Origin of the sequence: Bacillus infantis (assembly GCF_050107595.1) — a bacterium.
Lineage (GTDB): Bacteria > Bacillota > Bacilli > Bacillales > Cytobacillaceae > Bacillus_AB > Bacillus_AB infantis_C.
Window position 1 is genome coordinate 1 of record NZ_JBNILH010000012.1, and the last position, 16,045, is coordinate 16,045.

General features: G+C 44.0%; 18 protein-coding genes. 5 read left to right on the top strand and 13 right to left on the bottom strand.

From position 1 onward, the window contains the following. Positions 1-359 precede the first annotated feature (359 nt). The 4 genes from ACQCVH_RS21045 (at position 360) to ACQCVH_RS21060 (ending at position 3,382) form a co-directional block, all read left to right on the top strand. Positions 360-1,445 (top strand): SGNH/GDSL hydrolase family protein, encoded by a 1,086-nt coding sequence (locus ACQCVH_RS21045; RefSeq protein WP_426837545.1) that lies wholly within the window; start codon positions 360-362, stop codon positions 1,443-1,445. Positions 1,446-1,510: 65 nt separating this feature from the next. Beyond that, complete coding sequence (locus ACQCVH_RS21050; RefSeq protein ID WP_426837546.1) at positions 1,511-2,098, top strand: DUF502 domain-containing protein; 588 nt, start codon at positions 1,511-1,513, stop codon at positions 2,096-2,098. 103 nt (positions 2,099-2,201) lie between these two features. Further along, the gene (locus ACQCVH_RS21055) at positions 2,202-2,534 is read left to right on the top strand and encodes a transposase (RefSeq protein WP_426837547.1); all 333 of its coding nucleotides are present in this window, start codon (positions 2,202-2,204) and stop codon (positions 2,532-2,534) included. Positions 2,535-2,545: 11 nt separating this feature from the next. Continuing rightward, positions 2,546-3,382 carry an IS3 family transposase gene (locus tag ACQCVH_RS21060; RefSeq protein WP_426837700.1) on the top strand — a complete coding sequence of 279 codons (837 nt, stop codon included), beginning with the start codon at positions 2,546-2,548 and terminating at the stop codon, positions 3,380-3,382. A gap of 54 nt (positions 3,383-3,436) precedes the next feature. Here the strand turns inward: ACQCVH_RS21060 and ACQCVH_RS21065 are convergent, their stop codons facing one another. The 4 genes from ACQCVH_RS21065 to rsgA form a co-directional block, all read right to left on the bottom strand. Next, the gene (locus ACQCVH_RS21065) at positions 3,437-3,931 is read right to left on the bottom strand and encodes a PTS sugar transporter subunit IIA (RefSeq protein ID WP_426837548.1); all 495 of its coding nucleotides are present in this window, start codon (positions 3,929-3,931) and stop codon (positions 3,437-3,439) included. Positions 3,932-3,945: 14 nt separating this feature from the next. Further along, the gene (gene msrB / locus ACQCVH_RS21070) at positions 3,946-4,389 is read right to left on the bottom strand and encodes a peptide-methionine (R)-S-oxide reductase MsrB (protein WP_426837549.1); all 444 of its coding nucleotides are present in this window, start codon (positions 4,387-4,389) and stop codon (positions 3,946-3,948) included. Next, complete coding sequence (gene msrA / locus ACQCVH_RS21075) at positions 4,386-4,925, bottom strand: peptide-methionine (S)-S-oxide reductase MsrA (protein WP_224901293.1); 540 nt, start codon at positions 4,923-4,925, stop codon at positions 4,386-4,388. The genes msrB and msrA overlap by 4 nt, the downstream gene beginning before the upstream one ends. 252 nt (positions 4,926-5,177) lie before the next feature. Then, positions 5,178-6,239 (bottom strand): ribosome small subunit-dependent GTPase A, encoded by a 1,062-nt coding sequence (gene rsgA, locus ACQCVH_RS21080; protein WP_426837701.1) that lies wholly within the window; start codon positions 6,237-6,239, stop codon positions 5,178-5,180. Positions 6,240-6,575: 336 nt separating this feature from the next. On the opposite strand from rsgA, the gene ACQCVH_RS21085 reads away from it, so the two are divergent. Continuing rightward, a complete protein-coding gene (locus tag ACQCVH_RS21085; RefSeq protein ID WP_426837550.1) occupies positions 6,576-7,340 on the top strand; it encodes a DUF4397 domain-containing protein in 765 nt (254 codons plus the stop codon). A gap of 151 nt (positions 7,341-7,491) precedes the next feature. On the opposite strand, the gene ACQCVH_RS21090 is transcribed toward ACQCVH_RS21085, so the two are convergent. The 9 genes from ACQCVH_RS21090 to ACQCVH_RS21130 form a co-directional block, all read right to left on the bottom strand. After that, entirely contained in the window at positions 7,492-8,076 is a 585-nt protein-coding gene (locus ACQCVH_RS21090; RefSeq protein ID WP_426837551.1) for a YpmS family protein, read from the bottom strand. Position 8,077: 1 nt separating this feature from the next. Further along, complete coding sequence (locus tag ACQCVH_RS21095) at positions 8,078-8,911, bottom strand: SGNH/GDSL hydrolase family protein (RefSeq protein WP_426837552.1); 834 nt, start codon at positions 8,909-8,911, stop codon at positions 8,078-8,080. Positions 8,912-9,028: 117 nt separating this feature from the next. Next, positions 9,029-9,613, bottom strand: coding sequence for an SCO family protein (locus ACQCVH_RS21100; protein ID WP_426837553.1), 585 nt, complete (start codon positions 9,611-9,613; stop codon positions 9,029-9,031). 104 nt (positions 9,614-9,717) lie between these two features. Then, complete coding sequence (locus ACQCVH_RS21105; protein ID WP_426837554.1) at positions 9,718-10,866, bottom strand: Ger(x)C family spore germination protein; 1,149 nt, start codon at positions 10,864-10,866, stop codon at positions 9,718-9,720. Beyond that, complete coding sequence (locus tag ACQCVH_RS21110; protein WP_426837556.1) at positions 10,850-11,980, bottom strand: GerAB/ArcD/ProY family transporter; 1,131 nt, start codon at positions 11,978-11,980, stop codon at positions 10,850-10,852. Before ACQCVH_RS21110 ends, ACQCVH_RS21105 begins: the two co-directional genes overlap by 17 nt. A gap of 12 nt (positions 11,981-11,992) precedes the next feature. After that, a complete protein-coding gene (locus ACQCVH_RS21115; protein ID WP_426837557.1) occupies positions 11,993-13,516 on the bottom strand; it encodes a spore germination protein in 1,524 nt (507 codons plus the stop codon). A gap of 151 nt (positions 13,517-13,667) precedes the next feature. After that, the gene (locus ACQCVH_RS21120) at positions 13,668-14,654 is read right to left on the bottom strand and encodes a nucleoside hydrolase (RefSeq protein WP_426837559.1); all 987 of its coding nucleotides are present in this window, start codon (positions 14,652-14,654) and stop codon (positions 13,668-13,670) included. A gap of 129 nt (positions 14,655-14,783) precedes the next feature. Then, the gene (locus ACQCVH_RS21125) at positions 14,784-15,626 is read right to left on the bottom strand and encodes a DegV family protein (RefSeq protein ID WP_426837560.1); all 843 of its coding nucleotides are present in this window, start codon (positions 15,624-15,626) and stop codon (positions 14,784-14,786) included. Positions 15,627-15,774: 148 nt separating this feature from the next. Beyond that, positions 15,775-16,026 (bottom strand): YpmP family protein, encoded by a 252-nt coding sequence (locus tag ACQCVH_RS21130; protein ID WP_022544097.1) that lies wholly within the window; start codon positions 16,024-16,026, stop codon positions 15,775-15,777. Positions 16,027-16,045 lie beyond the last annotated feature (19 nt).

The following is a 16,045-nucleotide window of genomic DNA, read 5'->3' on the forward strand; positions in this document are numbered from 1 at the left end:
AGGCGACTGTTCAGGTGCGACAAGCATAAGGCGCTTTGGAGTTGAAGGCGTTCTTTGCCTTCGGGTCCAAAGTGACTTATGACTCGAGCACCTAGGAGCCGGAGCTGGACAAAAAGAAAAGCGGAGGCGACTGTTCAGGTGCGACAAGCATAAGGCGCTTTGGAGTTGAAGGCGTTCTTTGCCTTCGGGTCCAAAGTGACTTATGACTCGAGCACCTAGGAGCCGGAGCTGGACAAAAAGAAAAGCGGAGGGCGCTTGCTCAATTTAGGAACCCAGGAAAAGGACGCCCCCGGACCAGCAGCAGAGCTGGATTAAATAAAAAGATTAAAATCGACCATCAGGGGGAACTTGAGACACCAATGAAAAGAAGATTAATGGCTGTTATCTCACTGATTTTGGCAGCAGCCTCCTTGTGGAGCCTGCAGATTTTCTCACGGGCGGACGAAACAGAGTCGACAGTATATGAAAAACTGGCGCGAAATGAAGATATCCGCTATATGATCATCGGAGACAGCATCGGCAGGGGCTCAGGAGCCGAGAAGAAGGAGCTTACCTGGTTTGCCCAGCTTGAGGAGCTGCTAATGGAAAAGTTTCACAATGATTATACAAGAGTTTCAGTCGTACAAAGCGGTGCAACTGCTTTCGAAGGTATATATAAGCTGCAGCATACTGAACATCAGGGAAGAATCGACCTGATTTTTCTTGTATTCGGGGAAAATGACCGCAAGTATATGAAAGAGCAGGATTTCTCCTACTTTTATGAAATGCTGCTCAGAAAAGCGAAAACAAAATATCCGGCAAGCGAAATTATTACCATTACTGAAAGCCCGCTGGACAATGAACTCTTTACGAATGAAATCGAAAGAATTTCGAAGCATTATCATGCAAAGAACGTAAATATGAGAGACGCATTTGAAAAGTCAGGCCTTGCAGATGAACAATTGACCAAAGATCTAGTCCATCCAAATGGAATAGGCTATAAATTTTATGCAGAAGAACTTTTTACTGTCATCAGTTCACTTTTAGAAGCCAATCCTGCTATTGCTTCCCTGGAATCACCCATTCACGATGCTGCCGATTGTTCCATGGACAGAAAAAGCTATGCCCGAAAGTTGGAAGGGGATTTCCGCTATCAAAACGGATTCCTGAAAAGCTCGGCAAAGGGCAGCTTTCTGGAATATGAATTTAGAGGCACCTTTGTTGGTGTAAATGTACTGAGGAGTGACGAAGGCGGCATGCTTGATGTCTTCATAGACGGACAGCATTATACCACCCTTTCCACCTGGTGGCCATTTGAGAGAAAAAGGGCGCTATATGCAGCAAGCGGACTATCCGACGGACCTCATACCATTAGACTTGTCGTGAAAGGTGAACAGAGCCTCCAAAGTCTATTGACCTATTCGTCTGTCAGCATATCTTCCATTATCGTGCCGGAGAAACATTAAAGGAACCCTGGGCTGCCCTGCGGCAGCTTTTTTTTCGGAGGAAACAATGATAAAGGAGAAACAAGATGAAAAACCTATTGAAAAATTTTATTAATGGCATATTGACCATAGTCCCAATCATTCTGGTGATTTTCGTTATATACAAATTATTCATGTTCCTGGATAATCTTCTGGGCAGTACCCTGAAGCCGTATTTGAAGGAAGATTACATCCCTGGCGTGGGACTGCTGGCAACAGCTGCTGCCATTACGTTATTGGGATGGCTGTCGACCAAATTCATCACCGGCAGCGTGATCCGGTTCATTGACAGGATACTGGATCGGATTCCGCTGATTAAGACGATCTACTCTGTCATCAAAGATACAATTAATTCCTTCCTTGGTGAAAAGCGGGCCTTTTCAAAAGTGGCGATTGTCACCATACCAGGCACCGGCATGAAAAGCATCGGTTTTATAACCGCAGAAAATCTGGAACATTTTTATGAGCCTTTGAAAAATGACATTGCTGTCTATATCCCTCAGACTTTTCAAGTGGCAGGCTTCACATTCCTGATTCCAAAGGATAAGGTAGAGATCATTGATGTAAAGCCGGAGGAAGCAATGAAATTCATCTTATCCGGAGGCATGGCCACGCATAAGGGCGATGTTTCCTGAATGGAAAAAAGCCGTCTTATGATATTGTCCCCTTTAAGTAGACATTCAAAAAAACCTTCATGTTACCATGGAGGAAAGAATGCTACTTGGAGGGGATTTTTTCATGGCAAAGAAAGGACAAACTTTTAATAGCTATTCGGAGGAATTTAAACATAATGCCGTCATGAGATACGTGAATGGGTCTAAAAGTTATAAAGTGTTGGCAGAAGAATTGGGAATTCGTCACTGTAGCCAGCTAAAAGTGTGGGTTAAGAAATGGAAAGAAGGAGTACCGTTTGATGAGCGTAATGGAGTCTCTAACCCTTTAAAAGGCAGGCCTAGGACTAAATTCAAATCGGTTGAAGAGGAAAGGGATTATCTAAAGGCACAGGTTGACTTTCTAAAAAAGCAGTATCCAAATCTGGTAAAGGAGGAGGAATCATACCCAGAGGATTAAAGTATGAGCTGATCGATGAGTTAAGGGATACCTATCCGGTATCCTGGCTGCTGGAAATAGCCTATATCAAACCGGCTAGTTATTATAAATGGAGAAAAACGAATGCTATACGGGAAGAAAAGGCTAGGGGTGACCATGACATTCGAGAACACATATTAGGGATTCATTTCATACATCCTGAATATGGTCGGCCACGTATTACAGACGAATTACATGAAAACGGGTATGTAGTTAACCACAAGAAGATTAACAGGCTGATGAAGGAAATGGATATAAAATCAGTCATCCGGAAGAAAAGAAAACGGCACGGTCATAGTCCTTCTATCATCTTCCCTAATCGCCTTAAAAGGAATTTTAAGGCTGCAGGACCTAATCAAAAAATGGTAACGGATATCACATTTGTGTCTGTTGGAGAAGAATTTTATTATTTATCGGTCATACAGGACCTCTTTAATAACGAAATAGTAAGTTGGGAGCTATCTAAGAGAAATGACTTGGAACTTGTGTTAAATACAGTAGAAAAATGGACAAAGAAAAAAGACGTGGCTGAAGCCGTTCTCCATTCAGATCAAGGCTTTCAATACACGTCAAAGCAATACAGCAGCCGATTAGAGAAGAATGGCATCAAGGGCAGCCACTCTCGAAAAGGAAACTGCCTGGACAACGCGTGTGTAGAATCATTCTTCTCACACCTTAAAACCGAGAAGCTGTATTTAAATAAATGTAAGTCAGAAAAAGAACTAGAGCAAGCTCTTGAGGATTACGTCTACCATTACAACTACAAAAGAAGACAAAAGAAACTAAAGAAACGCGCGCCGATTGAATATCGACACGCGCTCACTGCATAGCTTTTTATATTGTCTACTTGACAGGGACAAGACCACTTATGACGGCCTTTTTTATTATTTAACGAGAGTGATAATAGGTGTCTCCCCGCGGTTTACGGCTCCTAAAGGTTTCTTTTCAATTGAAGAAAGAGCATCTCCATTGGTGATGATTACAGGTGTGACGGTGCTTTTCGCCTTTTCTTTGACCAAATCAATATCAAAGCTTACGAGCTTGTCACCTGTTTTCACTTTTGAACCTTCGGAGATGTGGGTTTCAAAGCCTTCCCCTTTCATTGACACGGTTTCAAGGCCGATATGGATAAGGATTTCCGCTCCATTTTCAGCCCTTAATCCAATCGCGTGCTTTGTCGGGAACACTTGTACAACCTCCCCATCCACAGGTGAAACGACAATGCCTTCAGAAGGTTCAATTGCCAGACCGTCTCCCATCATTTTTTCTGAGAATACAGGATCCGGCACTTCTTCCAAATCAACCGCCTTCCCTGTCAAGGGTGCCTTCAGCTCTACTTCCGTAATTTCCTCTTTTTTGCCAAATAATTTCTTGAACATACAAACACCGCCAATTATTTTTTCTCGTCTTCGTCAAAAAGCTTTTCATACTCTTTATATCCTTCTTCTGCGAGCTTTTCCTTCGGGACGAACCGCATTGCAGCAGAATTGATGCAATAGCGAAGTCCGTTTGGACCCGGCCCATCATCAAACACATGCCCAAGATGGGAGTCAGCTTCCTTGCTCCGTACTTCCGTCCGGACCATGAAATGGCTCATATCCGCTTTTTCAATGATTTCTTCGTCCTGAATAGGTTTGGTAAAGCTCGGCCAGCCGCATCCCGCATCATATTTATCCTTTGAGCTGAACAGCGGCTTGCCTGAAACGATGTCCACATAGATACCGTCATTAAATTCGTTCCAGTATTCATTCCGAAACGGCGGTTCTGTACCATTGTTCTGAGTCACTTCGTATTGCATCGGAGACAGATTCTTTTCAAGGTTTGCTTTATTCTTCATTTTATGTCCCTCCAGTTATTGCGGATGAACGCATCTCTTCCCGAGCCGATACGGTATGATTCGTACCTGTCCGGGTTTTTCTTATAATAGTCCTGATGATAGTCCTCAGCAGGGTAGAATTCCTGGCCAGGCAGTATCTTTGTCGCAATCGGCTTATTAAACCGGCCGCTTTCCTGAAGCTGCTTCTTTGATTCCTCTGCAAGCTCCTTCTGTTCATCATTATAATAGAAGATGGCAGTCTGGTAGGACTGGCCTCTGTCAAAGAACTGGCCTCCAGGGTCGGTTGGATCGATCTGCTGCCAGTAGACATCAAGGAGTCTGCTGTAAGAGTAGACCTCAGGATCGTAAGTGATTTCAACAGCTTCATAGTGTCCTGTCGTTTCGGAGCAAACTTCCCTGTAGGTTGGGTTTTTCACGGTACCTCCTGTATATCCGGAAACCACTTTTTCAATTCCGGGCTCCTGGTCAAATGGTTTGACCATGCACCAGAAACAGCCTCCAGCAAAAACGGCCTTTTCAAATTTCTTCTCATTCACTTGAAGACACCTCTTTTCAGCTTTACATTCACCTTACTCTTATTCCCTTTAAAACAAGGTTTTAAAGCTATCTTCCCTAGATTATCCGATTATGCCGGGTGAGTGCAAGCGCTTTGCATTGATCAGGCGGCAGGCAGCTGTTTTGCTGTATTTTATCGGGAAAACCGTGAAATTGAAAAAGCCCCCTTGACTCAGGAGGCTTTCAAATATCGGGATTAATCAGCATAACCGGACAGCAGCAGTCTATCTATGTTAATGCCTGGTTTTATGCTTGATTTGTTTATGGATGCTCTTCCATTTTTTCTTTTCGTCAGACTGGGCTTTTTTGTCCATTCGCCTGTCGAGGTATGCCAGTTCGCGCTGAAGCTTTTTATAGCTCGCAAGCCTGCTTTCCTCCAATGCTCCATCCTGTATGCTTCTGCGGACAGCACAGCCTGGCTCATCTTCATGGGAACAGTCCCTGAACCGGCAGGAATCAGCCAGTGCTTCGATATCAGAAAAGCTTTCGGACAGCCCATTTTCAGTATTCCAGAGCTGAAGCTCCCTCATGCCCGGTGTATCAATAAGCACACCTCCGTCCGGAAGGATGAACAGCTCTCTATGTGTTGTCGTATGTTTCCCTTTGTCATCATCCTCACGTATCTCCTGGACCTTTTGCACTTCTTTTCCCATGAGATAGTTGGTAAGGGTCGATTTGCCTACACCAGAAGAACCAAGCAGGGCAACTGTTGACCCCTGCCCGATATAAGGACGGAGCTCTGCAATCCCCGATTCAGACATAACACTGACCGGAATCACAGGTACACCCATGCTGATTGATTCAACGAGCGACTTTTTCTCATCCGCATCTTCACATAGGTCTGCTTTGGCGAGGATGATGACGGGATTTGCACCTGACTCCCATGCCAGGAGCAAATAACGTTCGATTCTCCGGAGGTTAAGGTCGTCATTCAGAGAATTGACAAGAAAGATGGTTGAAACATTGGCTGCCACAATCTGCTCTTCGGTTGTATTTCCAGCCATTTTACGGGAAAATTTTCCTTTACGCGGCAATAGTGCCTGTATGGTCCCTTTTTGTTCTCCAGTTCTGGGTTTCACAGCCACCCAATCACCAACTGCGGGGTAATCTTCCCTGCTGCCTGCCGCAAAGGCATATTTGCCGGAAACCTCGCAGAGCAGCTCTCCTTCTTCCGTCCAGACCCGGTACATTCTTTTATGTTCAAGAGCCACTCTGCCCGGAATAAGTCCTTCCGCTGCAAGATGGTTAAACTCTGTTTCAAAATGTGAATCAAAGCCGATTTGTTTTAAGTTCATGTTCATTATTTCCTCCATGCTGACCGTTTTATTTGTTTTTTGACATAATAAAAAACCATTGGCACACAGCCCATGGTTTTAGTCAGCATAAAAAAGGAATAGAACTATTCTCAGGTTTATACAGCTACTCTCCGGGCCGTGCTTGAAAATACAATCTCATTTACTGCAAATAACAATTTTTCCATAGCACTTCACCCGCTTTCGCTTATATTTGTTTCCATTATATTCTTTTTATCCTCGAATGTAAACCTTTTTCCGAAAATTCCGCTAGGCACACACCTATCCTTGGAGGCATATCATACTCTGAGAATATTTGAGGATAGGAGCGGAAAAGGTATGTCTTTCAACAGAGATCATCATGATTATTTTTCAAAAGCCAGTAAATACGATCTTCTTGCCAAGTATTATAAGTACAGCGATCCAGCTTTGCATGTTTCCTATTATTATCAGCATCTAAAATATATTAGAAGGGCTGTCCAAAGCATGCGAATGGATGCCGTCCAGCAGTATGAAAGCATGCGGCAGCCAGCTATGGTCCGGGTCGTGCACGCTTCCCCCGATGCACCGAATGTCGATATTTATGTAAATGGGAACAGGATATTGAAGGATTTCCCTTACAAAGATGTCAGCGGCTATTTGTCCCTTCCTGCGGGGAAATACCAGATAGATATCTATCCTGCCGGTGATATGGTGTCAACCGTTCTCAGCAAAAAAGTGACTGTGGAGGGCGGAGAATCCTATACCCTTGCTGCAGCAGGACCGGCTGCCAAATTGAAGCTGCTTGCCATTGAAGATCAGCCTTCTGTACCGTCCGGCGAGACAAAAGTCAGATTCATTCACCTTTCACCGGACGCACCGGCTGTCGATATTGCCGTCAAAAAAGGGGATGTCATTTTCCCGAACATCTCTTTCAGGCAGGCGACTCAATATTTAGGGCTCACTCCGATGACAGTCGATCTCGAAGTCAGGGTTGCCGGTTCCAGCAATACAGTCCTTTCCCTCCCGGGAGTCAAGCTGCAGCCGAATAAAGTGTATACCATTCTTGCAGTGGGCACAGCAGCCGGGGAACCGCCTCTTGAAGCCCTTATCATTGAGGGGTGACCTGATCTCCCCCATGATGCTGCGGCTGGAAACCGGCTGGCACCTTTCCCGCATGCCTCTATTAATCCTATCAGGCCCATGTCTGCACGATTATCCTGCCTATTAATCTCTTATGGAAAGAAAAAAACTGGCTGAAATATCAGCCAGTTTTTTATTTAGTCGGAACAAATAAGGTAACGCGGATATCATCCTTTTTCAAGTCAAACTCATCAACCTTAACTTTAAGATCGCTCTTCAGCTTCATATCCTGCAGAGAGACATATATCTGCTCTTTATCAGGCTGGATGACAACCCCTTCAGGCAGCTGATATCTGTCGCGGACAAACTTCAGCACATAAGATACCGGGAGATTCAGCTGGCCGACAGCAATGGATTTCTGGCTGAGGACAACATCGCCGTTGTCCAGTGCTTCAGGCTCGAAAGTCAGTTTCATTTCAAGGTTCTGGCTGAATACCGGGAGATTTCCATAAAGCTCAACCTCATCATCAAGAATCACTTCATAGTCAATCGGACCGTCCAGTCCTTCCTTGGCAATATAGTGAGCAATGATTCTGTTAAGGTCGTGTTTATTGGTCTGAAGATGAAATGGAACATATTCGTCTTCATCCACCTCTGCTGTATTAATCTCTTCATCTTTCGCCGGGAGATTTATCATAATGAAAAAAAGGGCTATGAAGGCAATCACAATCCCCAATAAGAGGAAAAACAGGACCTTCCATTTGTTTTTTTTGTTCAAGTCAATTCTCCTCATTCCTGGCTGTATATTTCTGCTGCTCGGCAATCACTTCGAGTGTCTCCCGGCCAATCTGCCTGTAGACTCTGTCAGCAATAAGCTCATACCCTTTATCATTCGGATGGAAATAATCGGTATACAGCAAATCCTCTGCCTTATTTTCAAATATATCCTTAATATCAACAAAATAAGTATAATCATAATGGGAAAGGATTTCCCTGCTGGCTTCATTCCAGTTGTCCATGATATCAGATATTTCCGTAATATCCGAAAACCATTTATAAAATGGATTGTAAAGTCCAATCAGTGCAATCTGGGTATCAGAATTCTCACTGCGTACTGTATCGATGATTTCTTTAAGATTTTCTTCATACTGGGCTTTCTGGCCCTTAAAATCGCTGACATTCAAATTGGAGAAATTCTGCCTTACAACTTTCATGACATCATTTCCGCCGATAGTGATAATGACCAGGTCTGCATCCGAAATGGCAGACCGGACTTCCGATGATTTGAGCTTTTTCAGCAATTGGTCTGTCCGGTTCCCTTTAACTCCAAAATTAAGGAATTCCGTCTGTGCAACGCCTTTCTCCTGTTCCAGCTGTTCTTGGAGGTAAGGCAGGTAGCCTCCCCTTCCAGTACTGTCGCCAACACCCTCTGTCAGCGAATCCCCAACTGAGACCACATGAATATCACGCGGAATAAAGTCATTGGGCACCTTTTCCTTTTCGAAAATGCCGGTTTCCTTCAGTCCCATATTCTTAGGGGATGAGTCCCCTGCCCCGCTGCAGGAAGAGAGGAACAAAGCTGCCAAAACAAGTAAGGTGAATGTCTTTTTCATCTAATCACCTGCCTTTTCTAGTATAATTATTATAACACGTTTGCTTTCAATCGAAACCAATCAGGGCTCGATGCCCCAGCCGGAAAGAAAAAGAGGCAGCACGGGCTGCCTCTTCGCTTATTGAATCGATTTAATATCCTTAATGATCTCCTCATAAGGTATATCCTTCAGCCCTGTGTAAGACTTAAGGACTTTGCCTTCCTGGTTTATAAGATAAAATTCGGTCCCATGGATTACCTGATCATCTGATTCCGGTTTCACGACAAGAGTCTTAAAGCTTTCCTTCGCAAAATCCTCAATTTCCTGCTGTTCATAGCCTGTCAGAAAGCTCCAATTGTCATAGTCTGCTTCAAAATTATCGCCATATGCCTTCAATGTTTCCGGTGTATCAATGGCAGGATCGACGCTGAAGGAAACAAACTGAAGATTTTCTATGCCCTCTTCCTTTGCCTTATCCTGGAGCTTTGACATATTGAAGGTCATTGGAAGACAGACATCCTCACAGCTTGTAAAAATGAAATCTGCAAGCCATACCTTTCCCTTCAAATCCGCAAGCCCTGTCTGTTCTCCAGCCTGATTGGTATATGTAAAGTCCTGAACTGTCCAATTATATGGATTTTCGATACCCTTTTGGCCGCAGGCGGAAAGAATGATCAGCAGCATCAGTCCGAGGCTAAATAGCATTACCCGCTTTTTTTTCATATATGATCACCTGCTCTTCATCAGATAGCCATAATTCTAGCAGACGAATTAGAAAGAAGAAAGAAAAAGATATGACAAATCAGTGAACTTACCTTGCAGCTCCTTTAATCGATAACGCCCGTCCTGACAATCGTGTTTTCCACATGGACATCAAATTTTGCCTTCTTGTAAAGGTTTCGCCATTCATCTCTTGTCATGCGCTTTTCGCGTTGAAGATGAGCACTGTACACATTTCCGAAACCGATGGGATCCGACTCCATTTTCTGCAGCCTTTTCAGCATGGCTTCCATCTCCTGCTTAATTTTAAATGCTGTTTCCTCTTCCAGCGCCTTGATCACCTGGGGATTGCCCAGATCCATGTCGCTGGACACCTCAAGTATCCTGGACTCCAGCTTAACATCGATGGCAAACCTAACGTCTTCCATGTCTTTCAGACGGATTTTCTTTGAAGATCTGATATCATCTATCGTAATGAACAGGGGTTCGTCTTTTTGTTCTTCCGTTTCGCTGCTTAAGGCAATAATATATTTCTTTAATTTCTCCTTCGGAATTTCAAGCTCAAGATTTCCTGATTCATAGTTATCTTCCAATGTCTTCAGGTAGAATAACGTTTCAATATCAATCTCTCCTGCCATCAGATCATCCTTAAAGGCAGCCATTCCTGAGATAATCACTTTATCTTCTTCGAGCTTCAAGACAGGAAGGACAGGATCCTTGCCCGGGTCAAAATAGCTGTGATTGAATTCATGGAGCGTTGGCGATACGATCAGTTCGTCTTTAATGTTCTGTTTGATCAGATTATACAGATAGGTGCCAAGATTGGTCTTTTCTTTTTTTCCTGCCTTTTTCAGCAGGTCTTTCGCTTTCCCTTTGCTGACCGTCAAATAAACCAGGTTTCCGATTGTGGCATCGCGATTTAATGTGTCCACGAGCTGTATGAGCCCTTTTTTTGCTGTTTCATCACTGTAAACCGCGACCCTTAGCTGGCCGGATACAAGATTGTGTGAGGTTTTGATATTCTGCTTCTGGCGAATACCCTTGCTTGTGTTGCCTGAGGCTGAAATGATCTGCGTAACATTTTCCTCCTTGGATTCAAAGGTATGCAGCACCACAGTCCCCTCAATAGTGTCCCCACTACGGTCATAGCCTACTGCTGTAATGAGCCCAAGTCTTTCCAGCTGCTTTGTCTTCACGCATCCGGAAATTGGCAGAAGGAGGGCAGCTGTTATCAGCAGACTACGCATCATTATCATTTTGCTTCATCCTTCCTCTCAGTCTCTTTTTCAACAGAACAAGCATTGAAAGCAATACAGGATAGCAGATGCCTATAAAAAATCCTGCCATGCCTATATAATCGGTTACGATATTCATCTGGTATCTGGCCTTAACGAGGAAACTGCAGCCCCATACCAGGAGTGCGATCAGCGCAATAAAGGTTTTTTGTTTCAAACGGGGAAATACCCTTTTCATCCCTCTTGAAGCTGCCCAGAGATATAAACAGATATTCGGAAGTATGATCAGCATCCAAAAGGAAACGGCGATGAATTCGAAACGCTCCAGATTAGGAAGGCGGACGATCTTAAACATGGAAAGCACCGGCCAGATTGTCCTTTCGAGTCCCTTTTCTCCGAAAAAGCCAATAGAAATGACGGTCACGAGGACAAACAGCAGTGTTGTATACAAGCCGCCAAGCTGTGTATACAAATGGGCCTTTTTTTTATCCTTAATAAAAGGGTATAGGAAAAGGAGCATTTCAAATCCAACTATGGAAAGGGATGTTTTGTAGACCCCTTTTAAAATATCCGCATAGTCTTTATTCAGGACGGGCAACAATTGTGTGTAATCGAAATCTCTGGCTGGTATGATGATGATCAGGGCAATCCAGAAGGTGAGCAGGAATGACATAAAGGAAAAGCCGACAGCGATACGGACCCCGCCCATCACTGCATACACAGCCAGGAGCAAAAGAATCATTGCAAGGAACCAGGTGGACAGATCAGGAAAAACCCATGCCTGAACAATTTCAACGTAATTCATGACGATGACATAAATGCCTGAAATAAGATAAAAGGTATAGAGGAGATTAACGAGCCTTCCTAAAAAGGTCCCAAACACATCATAATGTATCCCGAACAGATCTGCGCTTTCATATTGCTTCAGCATCATGACCGACAGAAAGATGACTGCTGAGACGAGCAGTCCGGCCAGTATGATGGAAATCCAGCCGTCATGTCCGGCGGAAAGGTAAACGACCCTCGGGAGTCCTGCAATTCCCACCCCTGTCTGGACTGAATGAATGAGGAAGAACATAAAAAATGCATCAAACAGGAGATTTTGTTTAGGATTTATATTGACCTGTGGCTTCATCTTCACACCTCCCTATTCATCCACATCTTTTGTTTTAGATGCTTTGCGCGCCGGATATCTTGAGTGATCTTCAGTCATATTCATCTCTGGCCTTTTCGATAAATACTGAAGCGGAAAGCGAACCATGCTGTAGCGGATATCCTTCCATCTCAGCGGATAAATCGGTGCCAGGTACGGCCTTCCGATAGCTGATAATTTCAATAGATGAATCAGCAGGAAGCAGAAAGAAATCATGATTCCGATCCCTCCCCATAAACCGGCCATAATAATGATAGGAAATCTTATGATCCTGATGGCTGTTCCCATTGAATAGCTTGGAACCGTAAAGGAGCCGAGCGCACTCAGGGCAATGATGATAATGAGGATATTGCTTGTAAAACCGGCGTCAACTGCTGCCTGCCCGATGACGATACCGCCTACGATACCCATTGTCTGGCCGACCTTTGTTGGGAGCCTCGCCCCTGCTTCCCTTAACAGCTCAATGATAAATTCAAGGAGGAGGGCCTCAAATACAGGAGGAAATGGTACATTTGACCTTGACTGTCCTAAAGAAACAAGCAATGGGGAAGGGATGACCTCATAATGGTAAGTCAATACCGCCACATAAGCCGGCGTCAAAAGGACAGACAGAAAGATGGACAAAAAGCGCAGCAGGCGCAGGAATGTTCCCATATTCCAGCGCATATAAAGATCCTCGGTCGTTTCAAAAAAGCTGAAAAACGTTGTCGGACCGTACAAGGCGCTCGGGCTCCGGTCAAGAAGGACTCCTACCTGTCCCTTTATGAGAGAAATGCAGAAACGGTCCGGCAGTTCTGTTGTCAAAATCTGCGGAAACACGGACCAGCTGTTATCTTCTATATACTGGGCAAGGACAGTAGTATCAGGAATATAATCGGTATCCAAGTCACTGACCCTTTGCCGGAAAGTCAGTACATTGTCTGTATCTGCTATATCCTTGATATAAAAAAGCTTTGCTTTGAGCTTGCTTCTCCCGCCTACCTCAAGATCCTCGATGCATAGATTTGCACCATTCAAATTTCGCCTGATGATATTTACATTCGATTCAAGCGATTCCGTAAAAGAGATTTTCGGGCCATAAACAAGAGATTCTGTTTCAGCCTTCTCAATTGACCTTTCTGCGGTCTTGCCTGTTCCTGCAAGGTTCCCAAATGGCTGTCCTTCTATATAGATATAGGTATTGCCGTACAATAAAGCGGCCGAGATTTCTTTCAGCCGATTGGCGGAGCTCACCTCCCCTATCGGAAGAATGCTGGATATACCCTCAGGCTCTAAAGGGCCTTTTGCTTTTTGAAGAGGCAAAAGGATCCTTTCATCTAAAATCAATGGATCTGTCAGCGTTTTGACAAATATCACCGCTATTTTCTGCTCTTCCTTCCTCAGCAGGCGGACATGCAAATCAGGGCTTTCATTCAGTTCCTGGCTGAGTTCTTTTTGCAGCTCATCAATCGTCAATGAATGAGAGCGGGTTTGTTTTTGATCTTTTGTAATGTTTTTCCCTCGTCTGCTTCTGAACATAAAGAACACCTTTTTTTGTTTTTTTATAGCATTTCCCAATAAAGGTAAAATATCAGCATGGCTTAGAAAGCTGTTCCAGCCACTCGAGAAAAGGGAATGGAAAAGAAGCCAGCCCTAGAAAAAGGGCTGGCTGGCGTACAGTTCTATAAGTCTATGATGGCGGCTGTTCGCTGTGGTGATTTTTCATCGTAGTGTAGAAGCTGGTGATGAATTTTGCATAATCGAAGGAAATGGCAACTTTGTGTACAGGGTATTCGGCTTTTTCGATAAATTTGCGGAAATCTCCAATGCTCTGCCCCTGTCCCTCACCTTTGTCAACCTGGATGATGACAGGCAATTCCTTATACTCAACTGCAGCATCCTCAGTCAGGGCCCAAAGTGTAAAAACATCGTGAAGAGGGCTCCCGCTTATTTCAGGGTCTCTTTTTTTATAAAATTCATAGTAATAGTCAACCATCGGCTTTACAAGCAATCCGGGCTTGCTGTTTATCTCCTTATAATATTCATCCAGACGGTCTATAAGCATAGGAGTCACAATGGCTGACATGGTCACATCAAGCGGGAATATGTGGATCTGCTTTGGAGCCTGCCTGATAATAATATTGGCCGCATAAGGGTCGCCAAAGAAATTGGCTTCTGCCACAGGGGTGACATTCCCGGGAACATTAAAGGCGCCTCCCATAATATAGAAGTCCTTTACCCTGGACATATAAGAGGGATATAAAATAAATGCTGTAGCCAGAGAAGAAAGCCTTCCTACATTCACAATAATAATATCGTCTTCGTATTTAGCTATAATATCTTTGATGCCATCAAAGTTCTCAAAAAATTCGTCTGTCACTTCATATTCAGGCAGTGAAATCGGGCCGAGCCCCTCCAATCCGTGGACATCAGGAAAATAGACAGGGTCCTCTCCTGTCAGCGGCAGCTCTGCACCGCTGAATACCGGGATGTCAGCAATGCCAGTAACCTCCCGCAGATAAACTGCATTCCTTAGCGCATCAAGCCTGGAGATATTTCCATAGTCGGCAACGATTCCGACGATATTGACTTCCTCAGAAAACAGTGCATAAATGGCTGCCACAAAATCATCTATTCCAAAGTCGCTGAAAAACAGGACATTTTTATTTTTGGCCATAGTATTTCCCCCTCCTTTTAAGATATTGCAGTCACCTGTCTATAATGGCTTTTTTTTGAAAGGTTTATTAAAAGAGGCAGATGAAGAGCTGACTAAAATAGAAAAAAGCTGGAGAAGTCCAGCTTTTCTTCATTCATAATAATACATAAAGCCAATTGCACCCGGGCCGGTATGCGTGCTGATAATTGGGGTCGTTTCTGCAATCTCAACATTTTCGTAGCCTGTCAATTCAATGAGCCCCTCTTTGACCTTCATTGCAAGGTCGAGGCCTTCTGCATGACAAATCCCTACCCCTTTTATTGTCCTGCCTTTTACATCTTCTGCAAATTGCTTTACGAGATATTTAGCAACCTGTGTATAGCTTCTTGCCTTCGTTACAGGCGTATAAACTCCGCCTTCAAGCGAAGCGATCGGCTTGATATTCAGCAGGGATCCGATGAGCGCCTTCCCTTTTCCGATCCTCCCGCCCTTGACGAGATTTTCGAGAGTATCGACTACAACATATAAATGAGTCTTCTCTCTTATTTTTGCAAGCTTTTCTACAATTTCTTCCATACCCAGCCCTTCGCTGGCCATCTTTGCCGCCTCTGTTACCTGAAAAGAAAGTGCTTTCGAAATAAATCGGGAATCAATCACTGTTACCTTAGCGGAAGACATCTTTGCAGCACTTTCTGCTGATTGGACAGTACCGCTCATCCCGCCTGTCATATGTATCGACAATACCTCATAGCCTTCTCCCCCAAAACGGTCATAAAGCTCAACGAACTTCCCTGGAGGCGGCTGCGAGCTTTTTGGCAGTTCTGCAGAAGTTTTCATTTTTTTCATAAATTCAGAAGGGGTTATGTCTATCCTGTCCAGATAGGTTTCGCCATCTATGCTGATCGACAGGGGCACCACTTCAATTCCAAGCTCGGCTGCAAGTGCTGCCGGCAGGTCTGCTGTTGAATCTGTCACTATCTTTACCTTTGCCAAAATATCACTTCCCAACAATCCACTTATGGATATAATTATACATGGATTTGGTCAGCAAATAAAATAGAAAGCAGTGTAAATGCCAGCCGGCATTTCTTCACTGAGTGATTCAGGCAAAATAAAAACGCCGGAAAACCGGCGCAAGGAATTAAGCATTATTTTTTAATTCAACTACATTAAACAGGTGTTCATAATCCTTCCATTTCAGGACTCTTTTCAAATACTCTCTGAATGAGTACACACTTCTCCTGCTGGTATCTTTGTGAACGGCCGAGATGAATGTTTTTAAACGGAATTGGATCATAAAGAAATTTGGGCTATCTTCCTCCAGTACTGGAATTTCAATGACCTTAACCTTCTGTCCAACAGCATTTTTGAACTCTAGGCTTTTGAATAGCAAAATATCAATCCTCTTTTTC